Below are 13,900 nucleotides of genomic sequence, written 5' to 3' on the forward strand. Positions count from 1 at the left end.
AGAAGAACCGTTTATGATACACTCAGGCGATACGTTTCTTCTAAAACATTTAGAAACAATACTTATCAGTGGTCTTCCAAAGGGGTTTGTTTATTCACTGAAAGAGAAAGACTACAGTGATGAGTTTTACTACTCTGATAAAAGTGTCATAACAGGGAAGATTGTTGTTAATAGTAGCTTGATAGAGCATAGTGTTAGGAACATTTATGACCCTGTGAGTGACGGAAACGGAAATCTAATTATAAGAAAGTTACTAAGAGGCGAAGATGAGAGAATCCCATTTTCTTTTGAAATCCTATTCTCAACACTAGAACCTTTGAAGTATCAAATTGATGGTGGAGACATTCTTGAATATAACGAGGGTGAATTCATTGAACTGCTAGCAAATCAAGAAATTATATTTAAAAATATTCCTTATGGAACAGAGTATCTCGTAAGAGAGTTGGAACTTGATAATTATGAATCTGAACTCATTATGGTTCAAGGAAACATAGCATCAGAAAATACAGAGTTAGAATTTATGAATCACAACCTGCTTAAGCCAAAGGATGCAACGATCACGGTTTATAAAGAAGTTGAAAGAATTGAAACAGATAAGTCCTTTGATTTCTACATGATTATTGATGGGGATGTACATGAGTTCTCATTAAAGAATGGAGAGTCTTGGTCCATAGATGTAGAACGTGGTAGCCTCTATTACCTCATAGAGAAAGACTACACGAAAGATGGTTATGAGACTCTTATGACAACGAATCAAAATGTTGTAGATCTAGAAGAGGAAATAGATATCTATGTAAAGAATATCTTTCATCCTAACCTTGTTCGTATTGATATCGAAGGAGAGAAGACTTGGGACGTAATTGAAGAAGCATTAGACCTAATTCCTGAGTCGATAGAAGTATCATTGATAAGAGATGACGACATCGTAGTTGATACGATAGAAGTAAGCAAAGACGGTGAGGGGAAATGGCTGTATTCATTTACTGTTCCTAAGTTTAACTTAATGGGAGAACCATATAAATATTCGATTAATGAAAAAGAAATTAGACATTTTGAAGTGAGTTATGAAGGAACCAACATAAAGAATACTTACCTTAAACCAGTTGTATACGCTCCACACGTTAGAAAAGATATTACAAATGGTCAGCATGTTGTGAATCCAAACATCTTTGAATTTGTCTTGACAGGAACGAACAAGATTACAAGTCTTGTACAGGATCGGACAACGATAGTTGGTGAAGGAATTACAACGTTCAAGGAATTAATGTTTGAGCAAGAAGGGGAGTATACTTACAGAATTCACGAAATCATTTATCGAGATTCTAAAGATTACACCTTCGACACGATAGATGTGTACTTAAAAATAGTGGTAGGTAGAGTTGGTAATGAGTTTGTGATTGAGAACATCACCTATAGTAAAAAAGGTTATGAAGATAATGATGTAGAGGCATTGTTTGTTAATGAGTATATTTATACAGAGCCAGATGTCGAAGAAATTCCTAAACCAGAAGTTCCAGTTATACCAGATGAACCAGATAATCCAGAAATTCCTAACAAGCCAGAAGATCCAATAGAACCGGTTGAACCTAAGGAACCAGATAATCCAAGTAAACCTGATATTGTTGATAAACCGACATTGCCAGATACTGTAGAGAAGGAAAAAGGAAAAGATAATCTTCCTCAGTCAGGTATAGCTAGATCATTCACAATTCTGTATAGTGAAATATCAATAATTAGTGGTGTTGCATTACTAGAAGTATCTAAAAAACAAAGAAGAAAGCGAGTGTATAGAACATGTCAAAAACAATAATCGTATCTAATTGCATAGGAAAGCTGCAAGATGCGTTGACAGATAGTAATAGATTTGAAAATGTAATAATACAGGAAACCTATAAGTTAGTAGACTTTATTTCTAACTTGAGAAATTATGACTGTGCTTTATGTATTCTTGGTAACTGTAATGGAATAGATCAACAAGTAGAGCTTATTGATATCATACGAGTTATAAGTCCTCACTCTAGAATTATTGGAGTGTACAAGGATGAAGAAGAGTTAATACGTTTGATTAAAGAGGGAATAGACTATTGGATTCATGAAGAAAGTAGTATCCAATTAGGTGAAGAGATTGTGGTATTCTCACTAATGAATAGTAGTAAGAAACAAAGTGCTCAATTTAAAGATCAAGGATTCGTGCCTATCAATGATTCTATCCACGTAAACTTTCATACCCATCGTTGCTTCTACAACGATCAAGAAATCTTGTTGACACCTAATGAGAACACCATTGTGAAAGCACTCTATGAAGCAGAGGGTCAAATTGTTTCGCGTGAAGATCTGTATGAAACACTTAAGAAATTGGACAACAAACATTATCCAGTTGGTAAGGCTCGAGTCATAGACGTTCATGTAAGAAATCTAAGATATCGATTAGGATATGATGTGATACGTACAGTTAGAAATGAAGGGTATTACTTGAATGTAGATAATATATAAGAGTAATAATTTCAAACAAGAACAGAAATTGCCATAATTATTATTTATGTGTATTTTTTACCGATGAGAAAATACATTCTTATAAATTATTATTCGTTAGTTATATCACAAACTATTGACTCATGAAAGTGCTTACTCTATAATAAAATGGCGATAAAAAATATGGAGGGGCAAAAAATGAAGAAAACATTCAAGATTTTAGCATTACTTATCGTTGTATTATCAGTAACAGCATGTTCATCAAAACCAAAAGAAGAACCTGCAAAGACTGCAAGTGTGGATAGTGTATCAAGCGCATCTACATCCTATTACTATGAAGATAGTAGCATTAAGGAAGACTCTGAAGAGTTTTTAGAAATCATGAAGAATCCTGCAGCTTTCGGTGCAGTAACAGTTTCAACAACTAATGCTGATGGTAGTCCAAACGTAGGTGTTATTATTCCAAGTATGGTTGATGTCGAAAATAAATTCGTACTCTTATCATTTGGAACAAATGGTTCTACAAAACAGAACTTAATTGAAAGAAAAATTGGAGTAATCACAGTATTCAAAGCGGATCCTACAGCTGAAAATAAAGCAGAACGCTATGTTGGTATGAGAATTATCGTTGAATACGCAGAAGATCATGATAAAGTAATTAATGATTTAATTGCAAAAGAAAAAATTAAAGAAAAGAATAAAGATACATCTGTAATTGTACAAATTAAGAAAGTTATTCCTTTAGGATAATTTCATCTTCAGTTTATACATAGCAAAAGCTCTCATTTATTGAAAATGGGAGCTTTGTTTATGTGAATATTGATATTTTACTTAATAGAGTATCGTAGTGTAGTTTGGTTCTTGGAAGGGTCGTTCTCATCCATTCGTAAATAGATTTCACGATGCCAAGCCGCATCCATTCTTTCTAGTTCATTATTCTCTATGAATTCATTCAGTTTTAAGAAACTTTCTGGCTCAGAATCATAACTTCCACGGTGAAGTAATTGAACAGCTCTATGTGCTTCCTTTTCTACAAATTTGACAGATACAGCATGATCTGGTTTAATCTTTGCTCTAGACATATCCCATGCCTTATTAAACAATTCTTGAGTTACAAAATCAGGTTGACGAATCATAATAGTGTATATTAATTTTTCTTTATTTAAACCTTCTGAATTAATGTCGTTAATATCTTGTTTGGAAGACCAATCACCCTCAAGTGGATACACAGTATATTCAAAGTAGCCTTCTGGTGTAAATCCCTTCTTTGGCATCATTCTGATTGCATAACTTAAGGTATATAAAGTTTTGATTCGTTCTTTAAAATCTTCCTGATTCGGATTACCAACTCCAGATATTGTAATATATTTCATCTTTGAAATTTCAATAACATCAGCTGTTACTTTTGGTATATAGATTAATTTCTCGTGCTTACGCCATTCATGTTTCATAGGGACCCCTCCTGAAATGCTTCTAGGATAATTATATCATTGAGTATTTCGAATAATCTATATTTTTGTGGTGGAATGAGTTCCATTGCAAATCTAAGTAATATTTTATACGGCCACAGACCCTGGTGGTCACAACAATATCAGTGTTTTTTAATCTATGCTAATATTTATAGTATAAAAGAAAAGAGGACGTTTGAATGGCAATTATTGGAAAAGTGTATCCTGCAAAGATGCGTGTACCTGTTGTAGATCCGTTTATTATTGTTGGTCATCATAAAGACAACTATCCTAAAGGCAAGGAGGATATGAGTCCATCGGAAACACCTACTAATTGGATAGTAGGGCAAGATTTTGACTCTGGTAGAGGCTATAACATGTATCATGGAAGTCATTTACCTGGGTTTCCTTCTCATCCTCATCGTGGTTTTGAAACGATTACTTACGCTAGAACTGGATTTATTGACCATTTTGATTCGCTAGGAAACTTTGGTCGATATGGTGACGGTGATGTACAGTGGATGACTTCAGGTAGGGGAATGCAACATGCTGAAATGTTTCCACTATTAGATATGAAAAACGACAATCCCTTCGAAATAGTGCAAATTTGGCTAAACCTCCCTGCAAAGTATAAAATGGTAGAGCCTATATATAAGATGATATGGAAAGAATCAATTCCTATAATCTCTTTAGATGAGAACTCACAAAAAAATACTGTTAAGGTAATTATGGGGAAATATCAACAAGCCGAAGCCCATCCGATCAATAATAATTCATGGGCAATTGACCCTAATAATTACGTTAATATTTGGGAAGTTAATATAGAAAAAGGTAAGAAATTTACAATGCCATATTTCCCAGATAATATAAAAACTCAGCTTTATGTAATGAAGGGAGAAATTTTGGCAGAAGGTAATAAGATTGGTGAACAACAACTGCTGATCTATACTTCAGATAGTGATACTACTATTGAAGCTACTCTTGATAGCACGTTTATGGTTTTTGTTGGACGAGAAATTGGAGAGCCGGTTGTTGCTTATGGTCCATTTGTTATGAATACACAAGAAGAGATTTCGCAAGCGTATCGAGATTTTAGAATCACTCAATTTGGAGGCTGGCCATGGGATGATAATGCGCCAACTATTGATAGATTACGAGGTAGATTCTCCCGATACGATAATGGTACAAAAGAAGAATTGCCACCTAAGTAATGGATTGTATTTTACCTGGAAATGTTATCTGAAATTTAACGAGTCATAAATTGCTGAAAATGTAATATAATAATGATGGATATGCTCTATAATCTAGAGAATTAATATATACAAGATATATTGCTGATCCATAAACATGTAAGGTTATTACCAACAGGGGTATTCATATGAAATATTTACAACAACAAGCCTATTCATTAATGGATGGCGAGACAGATTTAATCGCAATACTATCAAATTTATCAGCGCTTATTAATGAAACAATGGATGACATTAATTGGGTAGGTTTCTATCTTTATAAAGATGATCATCTTGTCTTAGGGCCATTCCAAGGTAAAACAGCATGCATCCATCTTTATCCTGGAAAAGGAGTATGTTCTCATGCTCTAGAATCAAAGAAAACAACGATTGTGGATGATGTCCATGAGTTTCCAGGTCATGTTGCCTGTGACAGCGCATCACGTAGTGAATTAGTTATACCTATGTACGTGAATGATGAACCTTTTGGAGTTCTTGATATCGACTCACCTAGTCTTGCAAGGTTCAGTCAAGAAGAAGCTGAAGTCTTAGAGAAAGTGATTGTTGATTTACTGAGTTACTTACAGAAGGTAAAGACCATCGGACGGTAATGCAGAAATAAAGAAGTGCACCTAGAACTAATTGATAACTTCTAGGTGTTTTTTTTGCTAGTAAGAAATTACGATAAGAAACGTATTTTACTTATTACATCGAACGATTGAAATACAGAAATATATAAAACTATGTAATAAATCACATATTTTTCACAAACTAAGCGTTGTATTACTGGTGTAAGACATCATTTGTTTCGTTTAATTTGCGTTTGGTACGCAGTTTCATATAATTTCATCTCAAAACAGATATAATATATCTAAGTTTTATGAAAGGGAAAGTATATGAATATTAAATTTGAAGCAATAAATAAGTACTTCGATGATTTTCATGTTCTAAAAGATGTAAGTTTCGAAGTGAAAAGTGGTCAAATATTCGGATACCTTGGGGGTAATGGTGCTGGTAAAACAACATCATTAAGAATATTAATGGATGTATTTGAAGCAAATTCAGGCCAAATAACCGTTGATGGAAAACCATTTAACGTTGAAGATTATAAGATTGGATATCTACCAGAAGAGCGTGGTATGTATTCAAAGACATTGATTCGTGATCAATTAGTGTACTTCGCAATGCTAAGAGGAGCTACACGTAAAGAAGCGATAGAATCAGTTGAAAACTGGGCAGAGCGTTTCCAAATCTCAGAGTATTTGGATCGTAAGCTTGAAACCTTATCAAAAGGGAATCAACAAAAAGTTCAAATTACACAAGCATTCTTAAATGAACCTGATATCTTAATTCTTGATGAGCCATTCAGTGGACTTGACCCTGTTAACTCACAAATCTTCCAAGATGCATTATCAGAATACATCTCGGATAGTAAGATTATCATCTTCTCAAGTCACCAAATGACCTATGTAGAAGCATTCTGTGATGATATTGCGATTATCAAGAAGGGGGAGATTGTACTTTCTGGTTCTTTAGAAGAGATTAAGCGTGAAAAAGGTGGTAATAAAATTCGTCTAAAGAGCGACAATCTTTCAAATGAAGCACTTCAAGTACTTCTTGAATCAAAAGAAATCGTAGTAGAGAGAGATAAGAAATCACTAATTCTTAGCTTGCCTGAAACTATGACTCAAACAGAACTCTTAAAAGTTCTAATGGGTGAAGGTGTTGTGATTGGTTTATTATCAAGTTATGAACCAAGTCTTCACGATATCTTTATAGAAACTGTAGGTGAACAAGAATGAAAAATCTAATGACAGTCTTTAAGTTTGAATTTACAGAACTATTAAAGAAAAAAACAATTATTATAAGTACTCTTGTGATTGCGTTAATTGCATTTGGAATTACTTTTGTACCACGTTTTATTGGTGGTGGAGAAGATAGTGAAGCGTACGAACCAGAACAATCATTCTACTCTTCACAAATCTATATTGAGAATGAAGCAGATAAAGAGTTTATTGCTAGTGTGTTCTCAAATGTAGAAGGTGTTGTGATTGTTGATTCTGCTGATGCAGTTCGTAAAGCAGTTGAGAATGATGACATTGAATCAGGATTTATCGTTAAATCACTCTTAGACTACACTGTAGTAACAAGTGGAGGTTCAATGTTTAATACGGACCAAGCAGTCTATGAAGCAATTATGGGTCAAGCAATTAAAGCTAAAAATCTAGCTGATAAAGGAATTGATCCAATGCAAGTCTTTGAATCAGAAGACTTCAAACTGAATGCTACGATGGAGAAAATTGGTAAAGATGCAAGTCAAGGAATGTTTATTGGCTTTGCAATGTTATTTGTTATGTACATGTTGATCTTACTCTATGGACAATCAGTAGCAACATCTGTTGCACGTGAGAAAGATAGTCGTACCATGGAACTTCTCATCACAAGTACAAAACCAAAAGTATTAATCTTAGGTAAAGTATTTGCGGTAGGACTTATGGGTATTGGTCAAATCTTGACAATTATCTTAGGTGTCGTACTTGGATTCGTTATTAATAAAGGGACGTTCCCAGAGTTTGTTCTTGTAATGATTCAAGGAACTACTACTTGGGATGTACTCGTAATGTATGCGATCTTCTCAATCCTAGGATATATCTTATATCTCTTTGTGTTTGCAGCTTTAGGGTCACTTGTATCCAAAGTAGAAGATGTATCATCTGCTATTACTCCTATTACATGGATCTTTATGATTGCTTACTTTATAGCATCATTTGGTATGAACATGCCAGATTCTACAATCATGAAAGTAAGTTCATACATTCCATTTGTATCACTCTTTACAACTCCTATTCGTTATATGATGACATCAGTACCTGCATTTGAGATTATTGTTTCAATTGCATTGATGGTAGGTGTTACTGTAGTGATTGCAGCGTTATCAATCTATATCTATAGAAATGGTTCCTTGAACTATGGTAACCGTATGAAGTTACGTGATGTTGTTAAGAATTTAATTGCAGAGAAAAAGAATAGTAAATAAGAAAGAACCGGTATTTCGTATCACAACGAAACACCGGTTTTTTCTTATGTCATTATATAGTAATTCTTACTTCTTTCTTATCAGTTTTATTTTTTATGTCTTGATAAATCATGACTGGCGCTGGTTCTTGTAATAACCATTCACGGTTGTTGTCTGAAATTATATATTTATAAAGCTGATTAAGTGCTACTAGATGGTCATCGCGGTTAGGTGAAGCTAGTACAATTATGATACGAGCATTAACATAGTTAGCAAAGGTAATTTCTTCAGGAAGTACTAGAATTGAAAAGCCAACATTATAGACACCATCATGAATTGAAGCATGCGCTATAATGGTGTCTTTTGCTATCTGAATAAATGGTTGCCTTTGGTCGATAATTTGAATCATTTTATGAATGTAGTTGGTGTCGATTACTTCATCAACAAGCAACTGTTCAGACGCAATGTGAATAATTTTTTTCCAGTCTTTTTCTGTATTTTCATTCATTACTCGAATGTGATGAGCGTGCATAAAGTCATAGATATTCTTATTTTTCAGCTTGGCATTTTCGCGGATAGTAACATTCGGATAGAATAATTCCGTAAGTTCACGTTCTATTATGGCGATATCGTTCTTTGAGACATATATTTCTATGACATCGATAACTTGATTTACTTTCACAGAGTGTTCTTCAATTTTGAAAAAATCCCACATAACAATTCTTCGTAAATTTATTTGATACTGTTCGCTAAATATTGACGATATATAGTAGACATGTGCATCAGAACTAACTTCGGTTGTTGCGAAAACAATGTCATACATGATTTTCGTGTTTTGAAACTCCCTAAGAGAGACATGATCAATAAACTCAAACTCAGGAAATAGCTTCACTAAATGATTATAGACAAGGTATGAAATTGACAATCCGCTTTGACATACAACAAATGCACGAGGTTTTTTGGTCGCGGTAGAGTTTGAAAAACGCTTTAACCAACCTCCAAATATTATAGTAAATAAAGAGATTTCTTCATCAGGAATCGGATTGTTTAAATATTTAACGAAGGGTTGAATAATGCTTCGGGTATTTGCATAGATATAGCGATAATTTTCAATTACAGAATCATGAAGTACATTCTTAACGTGAGTTCCTAAATTTATTCGATTCATGGCAGGAATCCAATGAAGATAAATGGATTCAATAAACTCTTCTAAAGAATCATCACTAACTACAATAGCTAATACATGTTGAAAGTTATAAATTACTTCTAGGATATCGTTTCTCATGGTTTCTTTTCGAATGTCTTTTATTGATGTATCATACATTATTTTATTTGATATTAGAATTTTAGAAACAATATATTCTATATCTTCATTAGTATATGATGACAAATTGAACTCATCGATAAGAGAATCATATTCAATAGTATTACTAATGTATTCATAATTATAGGGTAGAGAATTTAGTGTGAAACTATTATCAATTCTATTTAACATTATTGGAATAAATAGGCTTAATAGTTTTAGTTTTTCGTCAGCGAAACGGTAACCACAAGTTTTTTCGACATTAGTAAGTAAGGAGAAAGCGCGGAATGTTTCAGCTTCACTAGTCCTTGTAATAGCGCATATCTCAGAGTACTTACTTTCAGAATGAATATTAGAATCAATAACATTAAAAATTTCTTCTCTAATTATGAATTCACTTCCATTGATTACGTATCCAGACTTTCTATTATATTCTAGACTTAAATCTTTGTTCTCAAGGATTAATCGAAGTTGTTTAATATCTAATAATACAGAATTTTTACTTATATTTAGATGAAAAGCGAGGTCGTCTGCGGATAAATAATCGAAATTGCATACGATATGAAGGAATAAACGATACAACCTTTGTTCTTCATCACTAAGAGCCATTTGAATAGTGGCTAATGGGGCGTGTCTCTTGGAAATATTTATGTGTAATTCCGGATGAATTTCAAAAAAACCTCTCTTATTGCGAACAATTCCAGGCATATTTTGATTCTTTAAATAAGTGTTAATATTATTTAGACGATAGTTTAACTGTCGCTTGCTGATGTCAAAAACACTCAATATAGTGTCAGTATCAACATTATTTTCATTCAAGATAGTTTGTAGTATTTTTGTTTCTAAGTTATCCATGAACAGCCCCTCATTCATTGTATTATAACATTGATTTTTTAAAGTAGATTAGAATACTTTTTTTTGTGTTGTTTGCGGGTTGTCCAATTTATTGTGTTCAACCATAATTTTACGATAACTATTGCCGATATAATTGTGTTGTAAAGAGGTGAATCAATGGAAAATATTAATTTTAAAATAGAACATATATTCTTGGATAAAACATTTGAGGTTCAAGAAGAGTTCTTTAAATGGATTACGGAAGAAATGTTACGACTAGGACATGTTGAAGATTCATTTTATCATGCAATTGTTGAACGGGAGAAAATTTTCCCAACTGGTCTTCCTGCGGTTGGAGGGAATGTAGCGATTCCTCATTGTGATTCAAAGCACATAAAGCAGTCCTTTATTTCGGTAGTAAGGTTATTAAAACCAATTGAATTCCGGGAGATGGCGACAGAATCAAATGTTCTTCCAGTTCAAATAATCTTTGTTTTAGGATTTCAAAAACATGATGAATCACAAATTGAACTATTACAAATGTTAGTAAAAGCTTGTATGAAGGAAAATTTTGTTGGGAATCTCATCAACGCAAAAGATGAAGAAGAATTACTTATGTTTATGAATTCGATAAGAGGTGATAACAATGAATAGTCTAAAAATTCTTTCAACGACCGTAACATTTGGAAAATATACGCAAGAACCCATTCGTGTTCTTGAAGAACTTGGCTGCGATGTTACATTAAACTCTAAAGGCCGTCCTTATACTGAAGAGGAATTGATAGAAGTATCTAATGGTGTTGATGTACTTATTGTTGGAAATGACTATATTACAAAGAAAGTTATTGAGTCAAACAAAAGTCTAAAAATGATATGTATGCACGGTATTGGTTTGGATAAGATTGATCTCAAAGCAGCTGAGGAAAATAATGTTATCGTTACTAACGCACCGTTCACTAACCATTTGGAAGTTGCAGAATTGGTTATTGGATACATAGTTACAATGTATCGAAACTTATATCTAGATATTAATAACATGAAGCATCAAACATGGAAAAAAAGTATGGGTACTAGTATAAATGAGAAAACAATCGGTATTGTAGGAATGGGAAGTATCGGCAAGGCACTTGCCAGTATGGCACTCGGATTAAACATGAAAGTAATTGCCTATGACTTGTATCCTTCTCAAATTGAGAATGTGAATTTTGTAGATCTTAACAAGTTAATTTCAGAGTCAGATGTCATCTCACTACATGTCCCGTATGTAAAAGGGACCAAACCAATTATTGGTAGTGAAGAAGTAGAAATGATGAAAGATAGCGCATTGTTAGTCAATACAGCACGTGCTCAACTTGTTGATGAACAAAGTGTCATTGAAGCATTAAATACTGGAAAAATTGGCGGATATGCTCGTGATGTATATCCAGTCGAACCACCTGAATTTGATTTATCATTTCAAAAAAACCAAATAATTTCAACTCCTCATATAGGTGGAGCAACCTATGAGGCGAATTTGAGAATGGGAATGACTGTTGCTAATAACATCAAAGCATATATTAATGAAGAAAAAATACCATATAGGTGCATTTAAAAGGAGAAAAAATGAAAGACTACGAAGTATTACATCAAATAAATGAGCATAAAGTTTGTGCGATAGTTAGGGGAGTTCCCAAAACAGAGATAAAGCCTCTTGCAGAAGCATTGATTGAGGGCGGAATTAAGGTGATTGAAGTGACATTCAATACTGAAGGTGCTTCAGAAATGATTGAAACTCTTTGCGAGTTTTATCCTGATGATTTCATCGTTGGTGCAGGAACAGTTCTTGATGAAGAAACTGCTAGAATTGCGATTTTGTCAGGAGCTAAATTTGTTCTTTCACCAAACTTAAATGTCGAGGTTATTAAGATGTGCAAACGATATAACGTTTTGGCAGTTCCTGGGGTAGCTACTCCTACTGAAGCAATGCATGCATGGGAAAATGGAGCTCATGTTGTAAAAGTGTTCCCGGCAGGTGTTCTTGGAGCTGACTATATTAAGCAATTAAAAGGTCCTTTAAATCAAATTGATATGATGGCAGTTGGAGGCGTAAACACTAGTAATATCAATGAGTTTTTAAATAAAGGTGCTTCAAGTGTTGGAATCGGTGGAGACCTTGTTAATGCCGAGTTAGTAAGTCAAGGTAATTTCGAAGAAATTAAAAACAGAGCGAAGGCATTTGTTGAAGCAGCGAGAGGAGCAATAAAATGAAAGCAGCCGTTTTAGTTGGTAAAAGTAAATTTGAAATTCAAGAAGTTGATAGACCGGAAATTAGGGAAGATCAAATTAGAATTAAAGTACTAAGTGCTTCACTTTGTGGTTCTGACCTTCGTACCTATCATCATGGTCATCCAAAAGTGACCTTGCCATATATAATTGGTCACGAGTATGTAGGTGTTATTGACTCAATCAAGGACAAAACAAATACATTTAAAGTCGGAGACGTTGTTACAATTCATCCTGCAATATCATGTGGTAAGTGTGAATACTGCTCTGAGGGTGACCACAATATGTGTGAAAATCGTAGAGTGTTAGGGATTGCCATGCCGGGCGCTTTTGCTGAGTATGTAAATGTTCCTATAGAGGTGATTGAGCGCGGAACAATTATCAAAGTCCCAGATGATGTAGATCCTGCAGTTGCAACATTAAGTGAGCCATTTGTTGCGGTTCTTAATGCACACGAACTTCTTGAAACGACGGTGGGCGATGATGTTGTAGTGTTGGGTGCTGGCCCAATAGGAATGTTCCATTGTATGCTTGCTAGAAATCGTGGAGCAAATAGAGTGGTTCTAGCAGATATTTCTCAAGAAAAACTCAAACTCGTAGCTAAGCGTGGGGTTGCAGATGAATATGTGTATATTGAGAGCGAAGAAAAGTTAATTGAAGAGATTATGGAAATTACCAAAGGAAAGGGAGCTTCTGTGGTTGTGGTTGCTAATACTTCACCAATATCAGCACAACAGGCAGTCAAAGTCGCTGCTAAATTTGGTAGAGTGATGCTATTTGCAGGTTTTCCAAAAGCCAATCCTAATTTAGGGTTAGACGGAAACTTAATTCATTATAGACAAATTAATGTAATGGGAGCATATGGGTCAACTCCTTCACAGTATCAAAAAGCAGCACAACTGTTATTCCAAGGGAAAATCGATGCTACTAATTTAATAACTCATCATCTTCCTTTAGAGAAAATTAACGAAGGATTTGATTTGATGACATCTGGAGAAGCATTAAAGGTCGTATTAGATATAGGAAATAGGGAGGATTAGTAATGAGAAAGAAAAGAGTGTTGACAATATGTGGCTCAGGAGTTGCGACTTCTGTAATTTGTGCAAATAAAATTAGAAATTATTGTGAGGAACGAAACATTAATGTCGATGTTCAAACTATTTCATTTGGTGAGTTGGATGGACTAAAGGGAGATGTAGATGTAATTGTTCCTGTTAATGGAAGTGTTCAAAATGTAGGAGACATTCCAGTTGTTCCTGGTATCAATCTCTTAACAGGAATTAATGAAACTCATACATTAGAGCAGATCTATAATTATTTAAGCGAGGAAAATTAG

14 protein-coding genes are annotated in these 13,900 nt (G+C 34.0%); 12 read left to right on the top strand and 2 right to left on the bottom strand.

From position 1 onward, the window contains the following. The first annotated feature begins 13 nt into the window (after positions 1–13). The 3 genes from G7059_RS03095 to G7059_RS03105 all read left to right on the top strand — a co-directional run bounded on the left by G7059_RS03095 (position 14) and on the right by G7059_RS03105 (position 3,222). Positions 14–1,810: a Cna B-type domain-containing protein gene (locus G7059_RS03095; protein WP_370519188.1), complete on the top strand. Its 1,797-nt coding sequence runs from the start codon at positions 14–16 to the stop codon at positions 1,808–1,810. Further along, a complete protein-coding gene (locus G7059_RS03100) occupies positions 1,795–2,493 on the top strand; it encodes a winged helix-turn-helix domain-containing protein (protein WP_166080639.1) in 699 nt (232 codons plus the stop codon). The genes G7059_RS03095 and G7059_RS03100 overlap by 16 nt, the downstream gene beginning before the upstream one ends. Positions 2,494–2,670: 177 nt before the next feature. After that, on the top strand, positions 2,671–3,222 hold the full coding sequence (locus G7059_RS03105; RefSeq protein WP_166080640.1) for a hypothetical protein: 552 nt from the start codon (positions 2,671–2,673) through the stop codon (positions 3,220–3,222). A gap of 77 nt (positions 3,223–3,299) precedes the next feature. Here G7059_RS03105 and G7059_RS03110 read toward each other — a convergent pair whose 3' ends face one another. Continuing rightward, positions 3,300–3,923: a GyrI-like domain-containing protein gene (locus tag G7059_RS03110; RefSeq protein ID WP_166080641.1), complete on the bottom strand. Its 624-nt coding sequence runs from the start codon at positions 3,921–3,923 to the stop codon at positions 3,300–3,302. 197 nt (positions 3,924–4,120) lie between these two features. Here G7059_RS03110 and G7059_RS03115 point away from each other — a divergent pair, with 197 nt between their 5' ends. From G7059_RS03115 to G7059_RS03130, 4 genes are all read left to right on the top strand, one after another. Then, entirely contained in the window at positions 4,121–5,131 is a 1,011-nt protein-coding gene (locus G7059_RS03115; RefSeq protein ID WP_166080642.1) for a pirin family protein, read from the top strand. A gap of 167 nt (positions 5,132–5,298) precedes the next feature. Further along, positions 5,299–5,760: a GAF domain-containing protein gene (locus G7059_RS03120; protein ID WP_166080643.1), complete on the top strand. Its 462-nt coding sequence runs from the start codon at positions 5,299–5,301 to the stop codon at positions 5,758–5,760. A 285-nt stretch (positions 5,761–6,045) separates the two neighbouring features. After that, complete coding sequence (locus G7059_RS03125; protein WP_166080644.1) at positions 6,046–6,951, top strand: ABC transporter ATP-binding protein; 906 nt, start codon at positions 6,046–6,048, stop codon at positions 6,949–6,951. Then, positions 6,948–8,186, top strand: coding sequence for an ABC transporter permease (locus tag G7059_RS03130; RefSeq protein ID WP_166080645.1), 1,239 nt, complete (start codon positions 6,948–6,950; stop codon positions 8,184–8,186). The genes G7059_RS03125 and G7059_RS03130 overlap by 4 nt, the downstream gene beginning before the upstream one ends. Before the next feature lie 52 nt (positions 8,187–8,238). Here the strand turns inward: G7059_RS03130 and G7059_RS03135 are convergent, their stop codons facing one another. Next, positions 8,239–10,323: a BglG family transcription antiterminator gene (locus G7059_RS03135; protein ID WP_166080646.1), complete on the bottom strand. Its 2,085-nt coding sequence runs from the start codon at positions 10,321–10,323 to the stop codon at positions 8,239–8,241. Positions 10,324–10,479: 156 nt separating this feature from the next. On the opposite strand from G7059_RS03135, the gene G7059_RS03140 reads away from it, so the two are divergent. From G7059_RS03140 to G7059_RS03160, 5 genes are read left to right on the top strand one after another with little or no spacing between them, the layout of a single operon-like run. Continuing rightward, positions 10,480–10,956: a PTS sugar transporter subunit IIA gene (locus G7059_RS03140; RefSeq protein ID WP_166080647.1), complete on the top strand. Its 477-nt coding sequence runs from the start codon at positions 10,480–10,482 to the stop codon at positions 10,954–10,956. Beyond that, entirely contained in the window at positions 10,949–11,893 is a 945-nt protein-coding gene (locus G7059_RS03145) for a phosphoglycerate dehydrogenase (protein ID WP_166080648.1), read from the top strand. The genes G7059_RS03140 and G7059_RS03145 overlap by 8 nt, the downstream gene beginning before the upstream one ends. 11 nt (positions 11,894–11,904) lie before the next feature. Continuing rightward, a complete protein-coding gene (locus G7059_RS03150; protein WP_166080649.1) occupies positions 11,905–12,549 on the top strand; it encodes a bifunctional 4-hydroxy-2-oxoglutarate aldolase/2-dehydro-3-deoxy-phosphogluconate aldolase in 645 nt (214 codons plus the stop codon). Next, positions 12,546–13,604, top strand: coding sequence for an alcohol dehydrogenase catalytic domain-containing protein (locus G7059_RS03155; protein ID WP_166080650.1), 1,059 nt, complete (start codon positions 12,546–12,548; stop codon positions 13,602–13,604). Before G7059_RS03150 ends, G7059_RS03155 begins: the two co-directional genes overlap by 4 nt. A gap of 2 nt (positions 13,605–13,606) precedes the next feature. Beyond that, the gene (locus G7059_RS03160; protein WP_166080651.1) at positions 13,607–13,900 is read left to right on the top strand and encodes a PTS sugar transporter subunit IIB; all 294 of its coding nucleotides are present in this window, start codon (positions 13,607–13,609) and stop codon (positions 13,898–13,900) included.

Source organism: Erysipelothrix sp. HDW6A, from assembly GCF_011400295.1.
Classification (GTDB): Bacteria; Bacillota_I; Bacilli_A; order Erysipelotrichales; family Erysipelotrichaceae; genus Erysipelothrix.